The following is an 18,429-nucleotide window of genomic DNA, read 5'->3' on the forward strand; positions in this document are numbered from 1 at the left end:
TTCTCCAATATTTTTTGGTGGTGATGCCTGAAAAAGAGAACTTTTATGATTTGAATTTTTGTAATATTCCCACATTATTCGTTTGCTACCTTGGTCTTTATCTTCTTAATAATTTCTTTATCATGATTCCAACAAATCAAATCAAGGGGGAATTTTGTTGAAAACACAAATTGAACAAAATGGGATTGTTACCCTGACATCTGAAGCAGCAAATGGTTTGAGCAGCAGTAGTATGTGGAATGATGACCTGCGGCCAACTACCACGAAGGAACATTCATGGAAAGGTATTAATTTTGCTACACTTTGGATTGGTATGTGTTTGTGTATCCCTGCCTATACGATGGCCAGCGGTTTGATTTCTTTAGGTATGAATTGGTGGCAAGCCATCTTAACCATTTTTCTTGGAAATGTAATTGTTCTTATCCCCATTCTATTAAATTCACATGCCGGCACCAAATTTGGAATTCCTTATCCTGTATTTGCACGACTATGGTTTGGCTCAAAAGGCGCCCATATTCCTGCCTTAGCTCGAGCGATTGTAGCAGCGGGATGGTTTGGGATTAACACTTGGATTGGAACTGGTGCGATTGATACACTTTTATCCGCTTCCTTTTCAGCATGGAAAAACCTGCCTGGCCACACAGCCATCGTATTTGCTTTGTTTTGGGCCTTAAATGTTGCCGTCGCATATAAAGGACCGCAAGCCATGAAGGTACTAGGTTTAATTGCTTCGCCTGTTGTTGGAATCGCTGCCATTATTCTTTTTATTTGGGCATTTACACATGCCGGAGGCTGGGGCCCGATTTTATCAACCCCATCTAAATTCGCGAGCACGGGTGATTTTTTAAAAGTATTTTTCCCAGCATTAACGGGTGTCATTGCTTTCTGGGCAACACTTGCCTTGAATATTCCAGACTTTTGCCGATACGCTAAGAGTCAAAAATCACAAATGGTTGCGCAAACATTATCACTGCCGCTAACCATGAGTATTTTTTCTTTTATTGGAATTGCTGTTACATCAGCAACGGTCGTAATTTTCGGAACTGCCCTTTGGGATCCAGTCCAGCTGCTTGCTAAATTCCCGCCATTTGTTATCTTTTTGGGCACTTTAATCATCGTTATTGCATCTTTGACTATTAACGTCGGCGCGAACATCGTAGCACCTGCACGTGCGATTGAGAATTTAAACCCAAGAAAAATAACCTTTGGTCTCGGGGCCTTGATTACTGGGATTTTTGCAATCCTCATGCAGCCATGGTACATCATGGAGAACTTTGGCAACTATATTTTTGGCTGGCTTGGAACATATGGAGCATTATTAGGACCTATTGATGGAATTGCCATTGCCGACTACTGGCTTGTCCGAAAGAAGCAAATGGCACTTAGTGAGCTATATGATGTAAATGGCCGATATAGTTATACTTCTGGCTTTAATAAAAATGGCGTATATGCATTAATTATTGGTGTGGCTATTCCTGTGCTAGGGTTATTTATTCCGGGACTACGCTTTTTATGGGATAATGCCTGGACATTTGGATTGTTTATCTCCATTTTCGCCTACACCTATTTAATGAGAGGTGACCAAAGCGTACTCAAACCAGGAGAATATGAAAATATCACAAGCTTCAAAGCCAATACTCCTGGCAATAAGACGGATTCAGCTCCAGGTACAGAAACTGAGTTTTATTATTAATAAGTGATTGACCCCTTCAATTGAAGGGGTTTTTTTAAATCTAGGTAATGGGAAATATGATAAAATCGTATTATGATTAAATTATTTGAGGAGAAATGATATGCAAAAGCCAATTCTTGTGTATAGAGGAGAACATTTAGAAAGCACACATGATTTACATGTTGCTGTTGTTAATAATGAGGGAAAGCTCCTTTTTTCATACGGTAATCCTAGCAGGTTCACATTTCCACGTTCTTCGATGAAGCCGTTTCAGGCAGTACCGTTAGTAGAAACAGGTGCGGCAGAAAGATTCAACTATACGCAATCTGAGCTTGCGTTAAGTTGCGCTTCTCATAGCGGTGAAAAAATTCATCGGGATTCGGTCCTGAACATCCTGGCTAAAATAGGGTTGGCAGAAGAAGCATTACAATGCGGAACACATATTCCTAGGGATCATGAAAGCTATAAACAGCTCATTCGTGAAGGGAAGGAATTGACACCTGTTTTTAGCAACTGCTCCGGAAAGCATTCAGGTATGCTTGCTACAGCGGTACATATGAAGGAGGATGTGGCAGGCTATCGTGAAATTCATCACCCTGTTCAGCAACGAATACTTGATGTTATTGAAGATATTTGTGAAGTTCCTAAAAATGAAATCAAGCTCAGTGTGGATGGCTGCGGGGCACCGGTCCATCAATTACCGCTCAATCAAATGGCTTTAGGGTATGCTAGACTCGCAAAACCAGTTGGTGGCCATGCATCGGCATTAGAAAACATTAAAAATGCCATGGTAAAGCATCCTGAAATGGTAGGAGGCAAGAACCGCTTTGACACTAATCTAATGAATACTTTCAATGGACGGATCGTATCAAAAGCGGGTGCTGAAGCGGTACAATGCATTGGTTTAGTAGAAGAAGGGCTGGGGATTGCGATAAAAGTGGAAGATGGGGGAGAAAGGGCAGTCAGCGTTGCTGCAATGGAGGTATTAAAACAACTCGGCCTCGTAAATGAACAAATCTATCAAACTTTAAAGGATTACGCTCATGCTCCTGTTTTTAATGCTAGAAATGATAGAATTGGAGTCATTATGCCTAATTTTATTCTAGAAAAATGAAAGCGGGGATGGTAATATGCCGGATTGGTCCTATCACACACTTTTTAAGCAAATAGTATCCCGGCTCCCGAAAACCATGGGGAGAGAGTTTATTCATCGAGGGATGAACATGATTGTATCTCTCCCAGGCGGATCTAATTTTATCGAATTTTTAGGCCATATGGCTCCATCAGCATTACTTCAAAAAAATATTTTAGGTCTTACTTTTTCAAGTCCAGTAGGATTAAGCGGGAAGATAGATCCTTTACTAACAGGATCAGCGGCTTTTTCTAATCTTGGATTTGGCTTTATTGAGATAGGTCCCATTTCACGCTTGCCAAATGATGCCGGAAAATTTGCACTCTTTTCAAAGCAGAGAGATGAAATCCTGTTTCCGATTCAATTGGAATCGCTCGGTATGGAGAGTACTATTAGAAGGCTGAATGAGTTAATGCCTTTAAATAAGCCAATTTTTATCCGTATAAGCTCCGAGTTTTCTGTTGAAGAATTACACAGCTTGTTACCTTCACTTTCTCCTTATGGAAATGCTATTGTCTTAGAAAAAATATTCGACAATGAAGAATTGCTAGTGTTTAAGAAATTAATTGCTAATAAACCGATTCTTCTTTCTGTCCAATCAAACCAGCTTTTTGAAAAAATTTCTGAGTATACTAGGATTGATGGGATTATTTTAGAAGAAAGAGTTGGAAATGAACTAAGGTTCCCAGATAAGCAAAAAGAACTTTTCCAATCATTAAAATTTCTTAAATCCAACGGTTTTAATAAAATCCCAATCATTTTATCAGGTGGAGTCTTGGAACCAGAAGATGCATTGGAATTATATGCGGAAGGTGCCGATCTAATCATGCTTTCAAGTGGTTATGTCCTTTCCGGTCCAGGGCTTCCGAAAAGAATAAATGAAGCTTTAGTGGACCAAATGGATAGGGAGCAGGAGGAGGTAACGGGCTGGATCTGGTATTGGTTATTCGGTCTTTTCATTACAATTGGTGGTGTTGTTGCCTTACTTTTTAGTATGACATCGGTGATTCTCCATTATGATGAAGCCTTTTTAGGATTTAGCCGAGCGGAATTAATGGCAATTAATCCTAATATTATTTATTTTATGGCTCATGATCGAATGACTCTGGCTGGAACGATGGTCTCAGGTGGAATCTTATATATGCAATTAGCTCGTCATGGGGTGAAATATGGAATTCATTGGGCACGAAAAGCGATAAATATTGGGGCAGTTGTCGGTTTTTTAGGGATATTATTGTTTATTGGCTTTGGTTATTTTGATTGGCTTCATGGACTATTCTGGGTTATTCTTTTTCCTTTTTTTATTAACGGGGTACGAAAAACCAAAAAGGCTATCTACACACCTATTTCGAAAAATCGGACGAATCACCCTGCATGGAAAAAAAGCCTTTGGGGACAGCTTTGCTTTGTGGTTCTAGGATTCGCCTTTATTATTGGGGGGCTGCTTATTTCTATGATTGGAGCCACAAATGTTTTTGTTTCGACGGATTTAGGGTTTATTTGTATGACTCCTGATCAAATGAATGATTTAAACAGCAGGCTGATTCCCCTGATAGCTCATGACCGAGCTGGGTTTGGCAGTGCGTTATTAAGTGTCGGCTTGCTTGTTCTCATGATTGCATTGTGGGGGTTTCATCAAGGAGAGAAATGGGTTTGGAATTCGTTGCTAATCGGGGGTGTGCCAGCTTTTTGTGCCGGCATTTTTACTCATTTTGTGATCGGATATACCATATTTATCCATCTGTTACCTGCCTATTTTGCTTTATTTCTGTTCGTGATGGGATTAATTCTATCACGGCGGTTCTTTTATGAAACGGGCCGAAAATAGGGTGTGGGTAACATTCATGAGGACAGAATTCCTGAACGAATAACGACATCTGTCCTCATAAAACCCCAATTTCAAAGGGGTAATAAATTTTTTCTCAAATTAAATAATACAAAAGTCTACTCACTAAGCAGCTGCTGAGCAACAATATACCCAGAGCCACCATTAATTCCATGTCCCGGCCAGGTTGCGGCGCCAAGCATAAATAAGTTTGGAATTTCCGTTTGGTGGCTTGGCTGTCCTGGAAGCGGCCGCAACAGATAGCTTTGAGCGAGATCATGAGCTCCGCCGTAAGGATCACCAGGACCAGCATTCGGATTAAACTGGGCAATCGATTTTGGAGTCACGACATGTTTACCAATTATCGCACTTGGAATATTAGGGATATGTTTACTGACTACATTAAGGACCCTTTCTGTAAACCTCTCCGTTACATCCTTCGTCCATGTTCCATCCCCAACATTAATTTTTCCAGCGGCATCGCCACGCGGGTGGCATGGCACTTCAAGCACCTGGATTCTCATAATTGCCTTTCCTGCCGGAGCGCGAGTCGGATCGAGGTTTGTAGGACAATCAACAGTAAAGGTAGGCTTCTCTGGCAAAAGGTCAGCTATCCCTTGTGCGATTGCCATCGTAAAACCATCTAAACCATCTGTTAGATGCGGCTGCCCAACTCTATTAAAACGCTCATCAGACCATTTTGGCGGTTCGCTCAATGCAAGGTTGATTTGCACACATCCACGCCCGTATCGATAATTTTTAGCTTGAGAGCGAATTTGCGGTCGAATTTCTGTATCTTTAAGTAATGATAAATAGAGTTGATCTGGAGTAGTGGATGCAACGACTGAGTGGGAAGCTTGGTATTTCTCACAATCCTTCGTACGTATGCCGACGGCTCGGCCGTCTTTTACCAGTATCTCGTCAACAAGGGTGTTTGTCCGGATAACCCCACCCAGATCCGTTACCAATTGTGCCAGAGATTTTGCAAGCTTTTCACTTCCGCCTTCCGGTATCGGCATCCCGCCGCCCATTAGTGCCATCACGGTAAGTGGGACCCAGATTCCACTGCCGACTTCGTCAGGAGTTCGTCCGAGATGAGTTACCCAGGAAGCAATCATTGCTTTTAAAACCGGAGATTTAAACGGTGCTACCGTGTTTCGTGCAGTAGAGAACAGTAACGAGGCAAAAGGTGAATAGCCAATCCCACTTTCGTTATGCATCAGTCTATTTATTACCGCCAATGAGCCTGGCCGAGAAAGATCGACGTTAAATAATGAAAAAACATCGTTAACGTAAGGCTGAAATCCTTCAAACATTTTGGCAAGCTCGGCGCCGTCTCCTGGAGCCAGTTTCTCCGCTTCTGAAATGAAATCCTCAAAGTCACGCGGGAGGACAGCCGTCCTGCCATCTTCCATCGATACACCTGTCGGTAAATCAGTATTTATATATCGTAGTCCCCGTGCTTCCAGCATAGGACCAAGATCAGCATAGGCAGGTCCGGTTAAGAATAGGGGATGTGCAGCTGAAAATACATCATGCCTGAATCCAGGTAACGTTAATTCTTCGGTCCGGAGAAACCCGCCAGGACGGTCGTTCTTCTCTAACACTAGCACACTTCGTCCTGCTTTAGCTAAATAGGCTGCGGTAATTAAAGCGTTATGTCCGCTTCCAATTAGAATCGTGTCAAAAGTCCTCAATGGAAATTCACTCCCAAAAAACAGATTAGTATTCACCCAAATAAAATTACGCTCGCAAACGTACCTTTAGTACTAAATGGAGAAAAAAACAGGTAGAAAATAATAGATGAAAATTCAAAGTTATAAACTTTCCCATCATAGCAAAGGATAAAGTAGGAGGTGAAACAATGGAAAAAAACAATTATGATTTTGAGGAAAAGCGAGAGGAAAAAACGGATCAGGAAGAGATTATGAATAGAGTAAATCAAACATTTGATAAAATTTCCCAAGATGTAAAAAATATGATTAATGAAAATAAATTATCCTAACGCCAGTGATGGCGTTTTTTTAGTGTTACTGAAGAAAATCAGCCTGATTTATCTTTAATAGAAACCTTCTAGAAATTTTGTATTTTAAATCCATCATGCTATACTTTAAACGCCATTAATTGGTGAAAATAGAAAGCGGAGGAAAAAGATTATGTATACTTCGATTAATGAATTTATTCAAGAATGGAATCAAGAAGCTGCTTCAACACAAAAGCTCATGGATGCGCTTACAGATAGTTCCCTTCAGCAAATGGTGTCGCCGGATGACCGCAGTTTAGGGAGAATTGCCTGGCATGTCGTAACCAGTACACCTGGAATGCTGAATGAGTTCGGAATTAAAGTGGATATGGTGGAAAACGAAAACACAGTTCCAACATCAGCAAAAGAAATCGCTGAAGCTTTTCGAAAAGTAAGCGCTGACACGATAGAGGGCGTTCAAAAGCAATGGACAGACGAAAACTTAAAGGAAATAAAAAATGTGTTTGGGATGGAAATGCCAAAAGCTGTAACCCTTTCACTTTTCCTCAAACATCTCATCCATCATCGCGGACAAATGACAGTGCTCATGCGTCAAGCTGGAATCACCGTTCCTGGAGTTTATGGTCCTGCTAGAGAAGAATGGGTTCATATGGGTATGGAAGCCCCTGTCATTTAAAAAATTGCATCGTAAACACTATCAAGCATACTGGAAACAGTGTGCTTTTTTATTTAATGGAAGGGAATTGGACGTAATTAGTGGAATATAACAAGTAATAAACTTAGAAACAAAGGTGGTTCAAAAATGAGCGCATTTCCAAGACCTGCATCAACAGTAGTATTAATGAATCAACAATCTATGGTCTATTTGACAAAAAGACCTGAAACTATGAAATTTATGGCTGGAGTTTATGTTTTCCCAGGTGGAGCAGTAGACAAGGGGGATGAAGTCCAAGATTTTCAAAATGAAATAGTAGGAAGTCGAAATGATTCCTTTGAGCTTGCTTATTACGTTGCCGCTGCAAGGGAATTATTTGAGGAAGTAGGAATTTTACTTTGCAGCGCTGAAGACGGTTCCGCAATTCTTATGGATCTTGAAAAAGAGTGGAAATACCGCCGTCAGCTCGTGAAAGGGGAAATTACTTTCTTTCAAATGTTAAAAAACGAAAAACTTCAATTTAATCTGCAAAGTTTACAATATTTCGGCCATATCATTACACCAAATGTTAGTAGGATTCGATTTGATACTCGTTTTTTTATTGCTCAGCTTCCAGAAGGACAGCATCCAAAACCCGATCAGAATGAAATTAGCGACGCAAAATGGATTTCACCAGCCGATGCCTTATCAGATTATCATAATGGGAAGATTTCTTTGCCTCCACCGACTATTCATTCCTTAAAAACTATTGTGGCCCATCAAAATGACGCTCCACTCATTATGCCTGAATTTAACGTCAACGATTATAAACTAATCTTTTAGTGAATAAAAGGAATTATCTAGCAATACAAAACCTTCATTAATTAATTTAATTAGATGTGCTTCAGTGGTTCTTTTCGCCACATCAAAAACACTTGGGTGGGGAAGCTTTTCGTAAATAATGTTTGTTAACTCAGTTGAAGTAAGTCTCTTATGATTTACGAGAAGCTCCTTGATTTGGTTTTCACGAAAAAGTCGTCGATTTATCACAAAATCAATTTGCTCGTAGGGCTTGGTTACCCAATCACCATGCCCGGGTCCGATTTTTGTTAAGGTCAATTGCTTTAACCGATTTAATGTTTGAATATAGTCCGACATATCACCGTCTGGGGGACCAATCCATGAGGTTCCTTCCGCAACAATATTATCTCCGGCAAGGAGAACCTTTTCAGATGGGATATAGATGTTTAATTGACCCACTGTATGACCTGGGGCGTGAAGAATGGTTAAGTTATGGTCAGCTACAGGAACAATATCACCCTCATTCAAAAAGGATAATTTACTCCAAGGTGAAATGGCTTCAAGGGTCAATTGTTTTTCAAGAGGATGGCAATAAACTATAGGATCCCAATCGACTAATTGACGAACACCTGGGGCATGGTCCGGGTGCCAGTGTGTCAGTATGATAGTCTTAGGAATGGCAAGGCCATTTTCTCTTATTGCCTTCTCTAAATCTACTTTTGTGTTAGGTTGATCAAATCCCGCATCTATTAAAATACTTTCCTGGCTGTTTCCTATTAAATAGCAATTAGTGGTCGTATGCGGAAGCAATGTAGGTGTGGAAATTGGTACTCGAATAATGTGAAAGCCGTTTCCTTTTTGCAATGCTAACATCCTTTCATCCATTAAGGCACTAAAAATTACTTTCTTAACATATTCATCGTGTAAACGTAGAAATCCTGCCGAAACGAGAATAATTCAAAAAGGATAGTTTGAGCATGAAGCTCTTTCTATCCTTTTCCTTTGTTTGTCCATTTTTTATGTAGTGCACTAATAAAGGTTTTTACATTCCTATTATCTTCCATAATCGGCGCTATAATATAGGAAAGAGTGCGGGTAAATTGATGGTTTTTTACCTTTATAATAGAAAGAAGTCCCTGTTGAACGTCTCTTTCAATCACACTGTGGGAAAGGAGCGATAACCCTTTTCCATTTATTAGTGTTTCTTTTATACCCTGACTGCTGCTAATCGATAGAAGGGATTTCACCTTCAAGCCATTCGATCTAATCACATGATTGAGATATTCCCTTGTACCTGAACCTAATTCTCTGGAGACCCATGCTTGATTCTGAAGGTCTTCCATCGTCACTTCCTTTTTTTTCACAAGTTCATGATTGTTTGATGCAATAATAAATAACATATCCTGCATAAATGAATGAACAGAAACTTCTTTTTCATTGGTTTGGCCTTCAATCAAGCCTATATCAACCTGATACAAGCGAACAGATTGAACAATTTCCTCCGTATTACCGATTATGACCTGAAGTTCCAATTCAGGATAATCATTTTGAATATCAATCAGCAACGAAGGTAAGATGTATTCGCCGATGGTAAAACTAGCTCCAATCTTTAATTCCCCTTTAATGGAGTCGTGATGCTCTAAAATATCTTGTTTCGTTTGTTCGTATATGGTGATCATTTGCTTGGCACGATCATATAAAATTTCTCCGGTCGGAGTGATTTGTAAGAATTTTGGGGATCGGAGAAATAATTTTGTCTGGAACTCTTTCTCAAGATTTTTTATATGAAGGCTGACACTTGGCTGGGACATCAGAAGTAATTCCGCGGTCTTGGTAAAATTTTTAACCTCTGCAAGGGTAACAAATGTTTTTAACTCATCATAATACAAAAATATCCCGCCTTATTATTAGTAATTTTAATAGTTCTAATTATTAATATTTATTTTACTAATTCCTTGTCTTTCGGTAAAGTTTTTATTACAGAGAAAGTTTATTAAAACCGACTTGACTTATAGGAATAGTAAAACTATTATAATATTAATCAATTTTTTGTCAGATGAATTTTAAATTTCAAAAAATGATACTTACCTTTGTGGGGTGATTTTGTTGCAACTTCAAGTATTGAACAGTCCGTTTAATCAGGAGCAGGCTGAACTCCTTAACCGTATATTGCCAACATTAACCGAATCTCAAAAAGTTTGGCTTAGCGGATATCTGGCTGCTTCATCATCGACATTAGCTTTAGGTGCATTAAATGCACAAACATCTGTTCTTCCAAATCAAAGTACTGGAAAGAATATTTCAAAAGATGTGACCATCCTTTATGGTTCACAGACCGGGAATGCAAAAGGTCTAGCCAATAAGACGGGCAAGCAGCTGGAAGGGAACGGATTTAAAGTAACTATTTCTTCCATGAGCGATTTTAAAGCCAATAATATTAAAAAGGTCCAGAATCTTCTTATTATAGTTAGTACACATGGTGAAGGGGATCCGCCTGACAACGCCTTATCATTTCATGAGTTTCTGCATAGTAAAAGAGCACCAAAGCTTGATGACCTCCATTTTTCAGTTTTGGCACTTGGAGACAGTTCTTATGAGTTTTTCTGTCAAACAGGCAAAGAATTTGATTCCCGGTTGGAGGAGCTCGGAGGCACACGGTTATATCCGCGCTTTGACTGCGATGTTGATTACGATGAACCTGCATCCGAATGGCTTCAAGGAGTTCTTAGCAGCTTAAGTGAAGCTGAGGGCAGTAATCCAGCACCTGTTGCTGCAGCGGCAACAAATTTAGTTGAAACTGTATATTCCAGATCAAATCCGTTTCGAGCAGAAGTTCTTGAAAATATTAATTTAAATGGCCGCGGATCCCATAAAGAAACGCGCCACCTTGAAATCTCGCTTGAAGGTTCTGGACTTTCTTATGAACCAGGTGACAGTCTCGGAATTTATCCTGAAAACGATCCTGCACTTGTTGAACTGTTACTAGCAGAATTGAAATGGGATTCTGAGACAGGAGTAACTCTCAATAAACAAGGGGACATTCTATCTCTTAAAGAAGCCTTGAAATCGTACTATGAAATTACGACTGTAACGAAACCACTTCTACAAAAGTTGGCGGAGTTATCAGGGAATGAAACCCTACAGGAGCTTTTAGCTCCAGGAAATGAGGAAAAATTAAAAACCTATATTCATGGACGTGATTTAGTGGATTTCGTTCGTGATTATGGTGTATGGGGTACTTCAGCCCAAGAATTTGTGTCGATTCTTCGGAAAATCCCTGCTCGTTTATATTCAATTGCAAGCAGCTTATCTGCGAGCCCAGACGAAGTGCACTTGACAATCGGTGCCGTTCGTTATGATGCCCATGGACGTGAACGAAAAGGTGTTTGTTCGATTTTAACAGCAGAACGTCTGCAGCCTGGTGACACTCTGCCTGTATTTATTCAGCATAATGAAAACTTTAAGCTTCCTGCTAACTCGGATACACCGATTATCATGGTAGGTCCTGGGACAGGTGTTGCACCATTCCGTTCGTTTATGCAGGAGCGAGAAGAAGCGGGAGCGGAAGGAAAAGCTTGGATGTTCTTCGGTGACCAGCATTTCGTGACCGATTTCCTTTATCAGACTGAATGGCAGAAATGGATGAAAAACGGTGTCCTGACAAAAATGGATGTTGCTTTTTCTCGCGACACAGATAAAAAAGTGTATGTACAACACCGCATGCTTGAACAAAGTAAAGAATTGTTTGCTTGGCTGGAAGAGGGCGCAGTGATTTATATTTGCGGTGACGAGAAACATATGGCGCACGATGTCCATAAAATTTTTCTTGATATCATTGAAAAAGAAGGCGGCATGAGTCGTGAAAACGCGGAAGCGTACCTTGCCGAGCTACAACAGCAAAAACGTTATCAGCGTGATGTATACTGATTTGGATTGAAAGGAGTTTTTTCAACATGGTGAACCAAACTTTAACCGCGCCAGCAGGAAAGCCTAGTGATGTTGAGCGCATTAAGGAAGAAAGCAACTATTTGCGTGGAACGTTAAGGGAAGTAATGCTTGACCGTTTAAGCGCTGGAATTCCTGATGATGATAATCGTTTGATGAAGCATCACGGAAGCTATTTGCAGGATGACCGGGATCTGCGCAATGAACGCGCAAAACAGAAGCTTGAACCAGCGTATCAATTTATGCTGCGTGTCCGCTTGCCGGGCGGTGTTACGACACCGGCCCAATGGCTAGTGATGGACGAGCTGGCAGATAAAAATGGAAACGGCACTTTAAAGATCACTACACGTCAGACGTTTCAAATGCATGGCATTTTAAAATGGAATATGAAGAATACAATTCAGACAATCCATTCGACGCTTTTGGATACGATTGCTGCATGCGGCGATGTAAACCGGAACGTATTGTGCAGTTCTAATCCATATCAATCTGAAATCCATACAGAAGTATACGAATGGTCGAAAAAGCTGAGTGATGATTTACTGCCTCGGACAAGAGCCTATCATGAAGTATGGCTTGATGAAGAAAAAGTGGCTGGAACGCCGGAAGTGGATGAGATCGAACCAATGTATGGTCCGCTCTATTTACCGCGCAAATTTAAAATTGCGATCGCTGTTCCCCCGACAAATGATATTGATGTATTTTCAAATGACCTGGGTTTCATTGCGATAGTGGAAGATGGGAAACTAATCGGCTTTAACGTAGCAATTGGCGGGGGTATGGGCAGCTCTCACGGAGACAAAGCGACCTATCCGCAGCTGGCAAAAGTAATCGGCTTCTGTAAGCCTGAACAGCTTTATGATGTGGCTGAAAAGACGATTACGATTCAACGTGACTACGGAAACCGTTCTGAACGCAAAAATGCCCGCTTCAAATATACCGTCGATCGCCTTGGATTGGAAACAGTCAAGGAAGAACTGGAACACCGTTTAGGCTGGAGTCTGGATGAAGCAAAGCCATACCATTTTGACAGTAACGGCGACCGTTACGGCTGGGTCAAAGGAGTGGGTGGAAAATGGCATCTAACTTTGTTTATCGAGGGTGGGCGCGTTAAGGATTTCGCTGATTATAAGCTAAAGACCGGCTTACGTGAAATTGCTAAAATCCATAATGGTGAATTCCGTTTAACAACGAATCAAAACGTGATTATTGCTAATGTATCAAGCCAGAAAAAGAAAAAGATTAACGAATTGATTGAGCAATATGGCTTGACTGATGGGAAATATTATTCAGCATTGCGCCGCAGCTCGATGGCTTGCGTGGCTCTGCCAACATGTGGACTAGCCATGGCGGAAGCAGAACGTTATCTTCCTGTACTGATGGATAAAATCGAAGAGATAGTGGATGAAAACGGCTTGCGCGACCAAGAAATCACGATTCGCATGACGGGTTGTCCAAATGGATGTGCACGTCCTGGGCTTGGTGAAATTGCCTTTATTGGTAAAGCCGTAGGGAAGTATAATATGTACCTCGGCGCTGCCTTTGACGGCAGTCGTTTAAACAAAATGTACCGTGAAAACATTGGTGAAGAAGAAATTTTAAGTGAACTTCGAGTTCTTCTTTCACGCTTTGCGAAGGAACGTGAAGATGGTGAGCACTTTGGTGATTTTGTCATCCGTGCTGGCATTATTAAAGCAACCACAGACGGTACTAATTTTCATGAGTAAAATAATGTTCTGAAAACAGGGATAAATTCCCTGTTTTTTTTATATGGATCATCCCAGAAAACTAGCAAATATAAATTTTTTTTCACATTTCAAATTCGAATTTAGAATTTGTTTTTATGAAAGCGCTTTTTTCTAAATATTTAGAATATTATACTTGCTTATCTGATTGCTATATTATACTATAACAATATTACTAATCTAAACTAATAAGAAGGAAGCGACTTACTTTGAATTATCCATTTGCACCTCAAACCAAAACCTATGAATCTTCTGCGGTAAGAGACATTTTAAAGGTGACCCAACAAGGGCACGTAATTTCTTTTGCAGGGGGATTGCCAGCTGAAGACATTTTTCCGATTGAGGAAGTTAAAATTGCATATGAAAAGGTGTTCGCATCGGGAAAATCTTCCTTGCAATATGGTTTAACAGAAGGCTACACACCACTTCGCGAGGCCATTCAAACCAAAATGGCCCAAAAAGGGATTGCATCTACACCTGAAAACATTTTGGTTACTACGGGTTCCCAGCAGGTTATCGACCTGTTTTCCAGGATTATGCTAAGCCCAGGTGATATTGTCTTTACGGAGGATCCTACTTATCTATCAGCCTTGCAGGTTTTTAGGTCTTACGGAGCAAATGTTATCTCTGTCAGCAGTGATGAGCATGGAATGGTACCTGATGATTTAGAAGCAAAAATGGACCAATACCACCCAAAATTTGTTTATATTATTCCAACTTTTTCTAACCCGGATGGAAAGGTATGGAGTAATGAAAGACGGCAAAAACTATTAAATCTTTGCTATAAATATAATGTACTAGTACTTGAGGACGATCCATATGGAGATATCCAATTTCATTATGAGGAGCAATATCAACCAGTAGCAGCTTTTGACAAGCAGCAAAGTCATGTTATTTATACGAGTACCTTCTCAAAGTCAGTCGTTCCAGCTCTTAGAACAGGGTGGGTTACTGGACCAACAGAAGTGGTGCAAATGATGACAAAAGCGAAGCAAATGAATGATTTGCATTCCAGCAGCCTTGATCAACAAGCATTATACTATTTATTGCGCGATTTCAATCTAGATGGGCATATCAAGCAAATTCGAAATGAGTATTATTATCGAATGACCATTATGAGAGATTATTTGAATAAGCTTGAGCCCGGCTTGTTTACATGGAAAGAACCAAAAGGCGGAATGTTTTTGTGGGTAGAAGGCAATGAGGAATTAAATACAACCCGTTTACTTTCCCAAGCTGTTGAAAAAGGTGTAGCCTTTGTCCCTGGTGCTCCTTTCTATGTTGACCAGCCTAAACACAACACGTTCCGCTTAAATTTCAGCCACTCTACCCCTGATAAAATTAAGCTTGGCATGGATCGCTTAGTAGACGTTTTGTTAAAGCCAGCAGTCGTTTAAGATAGGGTACTTGAATGAAATACTCCTATTATGTAAAGTTTATTAAGGTACTTTATTATAAAAGGATGGAAAAAGGATGGCTTTTATCGGTATTGTTATCATTATATTGTTGGTATATTTTCTGATTATTCGCCCGCTTACCAAGCGGAATCGTCCACAGGTTTATGAGCCAAGAAGGAATTATTATGAACCTAGAAGGGACTATTATGAACCGCGTGGGAATTTTGGTCCAGGGCATAGTGGATTTGGCGGAATAGGATCATTTGCCGGAGGAATGGCAGCGGGGGCGTTACTGACTTATTTGTTTAATCAAGGCAGAATCGGTTTTGATCAATATCATGCGTTACAGCAATTACAAGATCATGAAATCATGCAAGAACTCATGGATCAAAATATCATTCAGGAGCATGAAATAGACCAGCTGCAGGAGGAAATTGGACAGGGCAGCAGGGATGAGCAGTCAGATTGGGATGGAGACGGCCGCGATGACGATGTCGATAACAATGATCAAGATGATCTCCAAGATAATGATGATTTTGGAAATTGGGATAATGGTGATGATAATTGGGTTTAACATGAAGTGCCTTTAACATCCTAAAATGGATGTTGAAGGCACTTTTTTAAATGTTACAGAGTTGTGAACTAGAGAGTTATCAGCTGTTTTTTTTCCCAGACATATAGAAGGATAAACACTATCTATAATAAAATAAAAGTATATCGACTAAAGCGAGGTTAGTCATCATGATTCTTAGAACAGAATCCAAATAACAGCCAGAAAGAGGTTGATGGTGATGTGGCCTTTTGTAACTAAGAAAAAAATGATGGAAGAAGAAGATAACCCCAGTTATTTATCGGTAAAAGAAGTAATTGAGGAAAAAGAAATTGAAAAAATAGCCACTAAACTGAAAGAAGTGTTAAATAAGACTTCTAATGATATTATTATTTTATGCGTTGGTTCAGACCGTTCAACAGGAGACTCGCTCGGTCCCTTAGTCGGATCCATGTTGAAAGAAAACAATCTCCCCATATTTGTGTATGGTACATTGGAAGAGCCAGTTCATGCGTTAAATATTCATAAAATTCTTAATAAAATCAATCAGACACATCTTGAACCATTTATCTTAGGAATTGATGCTTGTTTAGGTGATAAAAAACAAATTGGTTCAATTATTTTGAAAAAAGGTCCGCTTATCCCGGGTTCCGCATTAAATAAAGTATTGCCGGCGGTAGGGGATTACCACTTGAAAGCAGTAGTAAATAGTCTTGATTCCTATTCGCCTGTCCAATCCTTAAACAGCACGAGACTTTTTACCGTCATAAAGCTTGCTGAAATTATCACTAAGATTATTTCACGAACAGTATTAGAAGAAGCTGTGTCAATTAGGAATTTATTTATCGTGGAAGATTAATCCAAATTATTTGAAATGAATGAAGCTGGTAGGTTATAATTGTTACAATTTAAAATAGAGAGAAAGCGTGATAAACATTGGGGAACAATTGGACAGAGGAAAATTTAATCTCATTGCGGGAAAGGGTATATATCCACATCAAAGACCTTATTCTCGAAGGTGAATTTAAAACAGGAGACCGGCTGGTGGAACGTGAACTAGCAGAAAGACTAAATATTAGCCGCACGCCAATTCGAGAAGCCTTATTTAGATTAGAATCACAAGGATTTGTGAAAACTGTGCCGAGAAAAGGTGTTATTGTTGCTGATATTTCTGAAAAGGAAATCATTGAAGTTTTTACGATCCTATCATCTTTAGAAGTTCTGGCTGCAAAATTAGCTGCACAAAAATTAGATGAGGAAACAAAAAGTAAATTTAATGCCCATATAAAAAAGATTGAAGATGGTTTAGCAAGTGAAAATGAAGCTGATTTTTCACATTTACACGGTGAATTGAACCATCTTTTGTACAGTTCCGCTAAAAATACGAAGCTTTATGAAATATTGAGTGGCTTGTCTGATTATATTAGTGCTTTTGCAAAAACAGGATTTAAAAATCCTGGCCGTGCGGTACAGTCAATGGAAGAGCACTTGAAAATAATGGAGGCCATCGTTAATCAAGAAATAGAAATGGCTGAATTCTTGACCAAAATCCATATTGAAAATTCTAAAAAGGCCTATATCGAGGCAGTTCAGCAAGCAAAAGAAAAGCGAAAAGGATAAAAGGAAACTCCATCTGCTGGTGGAGTTTCCTTTATTTAGTATAAAAAATTTTTTATAGTCCGATAACTGTAGGTGCTGTCATGTTTTTTAACACTTTCGCCACACTCATTGCTACAATCGGACTTGATTTTGGATTTTGAGAAAATGGTTTGTTTTGGACGGATATTTCAACTTGTCCAAATTCGCCTTTCGCAAGAATCGTATGAGTATTCAATTGAATAGTTGGATCCACATATACTTGGACCTTCGTTTTTTCGAAACCAATTCCAGCGATACTTAAAGCCGCTGATACGTTTACATTTTCAGGGAATAATTTGGCGGCAATACGTGCATTTCCTTCAAAAATACAATAAGGCTCAGTGATAGTGGCAAGATTTACTTTTTCCTCTGCAATCGTACCGTACCAACTTCTTGGATGCTTTCTTGTAATGAGTTTGATTTCGTCAATTTCGCCTAATACTCCGGCAGCAATCCGATCTAATCCAGCGATAGCGGCAGATGGAATAATTATTTGTTTCATATTTTTTGCCGCTGATTCCTGTAACGATTCATAAAATTCGATATCTGCTAATACCCCTACTGATAAGAGGATTAAATCACTTCCGGAGGATAGAGTTATTTCACCATATTGTTTAACAGCATTATGGCCCGCAGCTTCGATAATAATATCTAAATTTTGATTGAAAAATGCTTCTTGATCCGTTGTTATGGTACAGTGTTCTGGCAAATTGTCCAAAAGATTAGGCTGTTTTCTAACTAGAATAGACTTAAGGATGACATTTCCAGCCTGTCCTGAATGGATATATTCAGCAATACTTTTTCCAAGTGTTCCATAGCCAATGATCCCAGCTCTAAGCATTTTTGATTCTCCTCAATATTGATTATTTGGTATACTATATACCATTAATTTCTACATTTTAATGGATTAAAAGGTGAAAATCAAGTGGAAAATTTAGAATATAAATAAACGTCTAAATTTTCGAAATATTGTTGCGTATTCAAGGTGTTAATGTTATATTATTTTCAACCTATATAGTTAACACTGGCTATATAGTGAAAAGGAGGGGGGAATCTTCATCATTCTTACATATTCATTACTAGAATAAAGCAATGTTTGTATTGGC

Annotated in this window: 16 protein-coding genes; 12 read left to right on the top strand and 4 right to left on the bottom strand. The window is 39.5% G+C overall.

The window, feature by feature from the left end; translation table 11 throughout:
* Window positions 1-157: 157 nt before the first annotated feature.
* The 3 genes from ACIFOT_RS05875 (at window position 158) to ACIFOT_RS05885 (ending at window position 4,632) form a co-directional block, all read left to right on the top strand.
* Entirely contained in the window at window positions 158-1,693 is a 1,536-nt protein-coding gene (locus ACIFOT_RS05875) for an NCS1 family nucleobase:cation symporter-1 (protein ID WP_430062962.1), read from the top strand.
* A 100-nt stretch (window positions 1,694-1,793) separates the two neighbouring features.
* Window positions 1,794-2,786, top strand: coding sequence for an asparaginase (locus tag ACIFOT_RS05880; RefSeq protein WP_430062965.1), 993 nt, complete (start codon window positions 1,794-1,796; stop codon window positions 2,784-2,786).
* A gap of 109 nt (window positions 2,787-2,895) precedes the next feature.
* Window positions 2,896-4,632, top strand: a complete 1,737-nt coding sequence (locus tag ACIFOT_RS05885) for a dihydroorotate dehydrogenase (protein ID WP_430062968.1) — start codon at window positions 2,896-2,898, stop codon at window positions 4,630-4,632.
* Between the two features lie 116 nt (window positions 4,633-4,748).
* On the opposite strand, the gene ACIFOT_RS05890 is transcribed toward ACIFOT_RS05885, so the two are convergent.
* Window positions 4,749-6,326, bottom strand: a complete 1,578-nt coding sequence (locus ACIFOT_RS05890; protein WP_430062971.1) for a phytoene desaturase family protein — start codon at window positions 6,324-6,326, stop codon at window positions 4,749-4,751.
* Between the two features lie 167 nt (window positions 6,327-6,493).
* On the opposite strand from ACIFOT_RS05890, the gene ACIFOT_RS05895 reads away from it, so the two are divergent.
* The 3 genes from ACIFOT_RS05895 (at window position 6,494) to ACIFOT_RS05905 (ending at window position 8,090) form a co-directional block, all read left to right on the top strand.
* Window positions 6,494-6,634 carry a hypothetical protein gene (locus tag ACIFOT_RS05895; RefSeq protein ID WP_430062974.1) on the top strand — a complete coding sequence of 47 codons (141 nt, stop codon included), beginning with the start codon at window positions 6,494-6,496 and terminating at the stop codon, window positions 6,632-6,634.
* A gap of 151 nt (window positions 6,635-6,785) precedes the next feature.
* Complete coding sequence (locus ACIFOT_RS05900; RefSeq protein ID WP_430062977.1) at window positions 6,786-7,289, top strand: DinB family protein; 504 nt, start codon at window positions 6,786-6,788, stop codon at window positions 7,287-7,289.
* 126 nt (window positions 7,290-7,415) lie between these two features.
* Window positions 7,416-8,090: an NUDIX hydrolase gene (locus tag ACIFOT_RS05905; RefSeq protein ID WP_430062980.1), complete on the top strand. Its 675-nt coding sequence runs from the start codon at window positions 7,416-7,418 to the stop codon at window positions 8,088-8,090.
* On the opposite strand, the gene ACIFOT_RS05910 is transcribed toward ACIFOT_RS05905, so the two are convergent.
* Both ACIFOT_RS05910 and ACIFOT_RS05915 read right to left on the bottom strand, forming a co-directional pair.
* Window positions 8,079-8,921 carry an MBL fold metallo-hydrolase gene (locus ACIFOT_RS05910; RefSeq protein ID WP_430062983.1) on the bottom strand — a complete coding sequence of 281 codons (843 nt, stop codon included), beginning with the start codon at window positions 8,919-8,921 and terminating at the stop codon, window positions 8,079-8,081. The genes ACIFOT_RS05905 and ACIFOT_RS05910 overlap by 12 nt on opposite strands.
* A gap of 116 nt (window positions 8,922-9,037) precedes the next feature.
* Window positions 9,038-9,937 (bottom strand): LysR family transcriptional regulator, encoded by a 900-nt coding sequence (locus ACIFOT_RS05915; protein WP_430062986.1) that lies wholly within the window; start codon window positions 9,935-9,937, stop codon window positions 9,038-9,040.
* Between the two features lie 217 nt (window positions 9,938-10,154).
* Between ACIFOT_RS05915 and ACIFOT_RS05920 the strand changes: the two genes are divergently transcribed.
* The 6 genes from ACIFOT_RS05920 to ACIFOT_RS05945 all read left to right on the top strand — a co-directional run bounded on the left by ACIFOT_RS05920 (window position 10,155) and on the right by ACIFOT_RS05945 (window position 17,305).
* Window positions 10,155-11,975: an assimilatory sulfite reductase (NADPH) flavoprotein subunit gene (locus ACIFOT_RS05920; RefSeq protein ID WP_430062989.1), complete on the top strand. Its 1,821-nt coding sequence runs from the start codon at window positions 10,155-10,157 to the stop codon at window positions 11,973-11,975.
* 26 nt (window positions 11,976-12,001) lie between these two features.
* Entirely contained in the window at window positions 12,002-13,720 is a 1,719-nt protein-coding gene (cysI, locus tag ACIFOT_RS05925; RefSeq protein ID WP_430062992.1) for an assimilatory sulfite reductase (NADPH) hemoprotein subunit, read from the top strand.
* 227 nt (window positions 13,721-13,947) lie between these two features.
* Entirely contained in the window at window positions 13,948-15,135 is a 1,188-nt protein-coding gene (locus ACIFOT_RS05930) for a PLP-dependent aminotransferase family protein (protein WP_430062995.1), read from the top strand.
* Between the two features lie 76 nt (window positions 15,136-15,211).
* Entirely contained in the window at window positions 15,212-15,709 is a 498-nt protein-coding gene (locus ACIFOT_RS05935; protein WP_430062998.1) for a hypothetical protein, read from the top strand.
* A gap of 217 nt (window positions 15,710-15,926) precedes the next feature.
* Complete coding sequence (gene yyaC, locus ACIFOT_RS05940) at window positions 15,927-16,544, top strand: spore protease YyaC (protein ID WP_430063001.1); 618 nt, start codon at window positions 15,927-15,929, stop codon at window positions 16,542-16,544.
* A 77-nt stretch (window positions 16,545-16,621) separates the two neighbouring features.
* On the top strand, window positions 16,622-17,305 hold the full coding sequence (locus ACIFOT_RS05945) for a GntR family transcriptional regulator (RefSeq protein ID WP_430063004.1): 684 nt from the start codon (window positions 16,622-16,624) through the stop codon (window positions 17,303-17,305).
* Window positions 17,306-17,357: 52 nt separating this feature from the next.
* Here ACIFOT_RS05945 and ACIFOT_RS05950 read toward each other — a convergent pair whose 3' ends face one another.
* Entirely contained in the window at window positions 17,358-18,164 is an 807-nt protein-coding gene (locus ACIFOT_RS05950; RefSeq protein ID WP_430063007.1) for an aspartate dehydrogenase, read from the bottom strand.
* Window positions 18,165-18,429: the final 265 nt, after the last annotated feature.

The organism is Neobacillus sp. NRS-1170 (assembly GCF_050468025.1).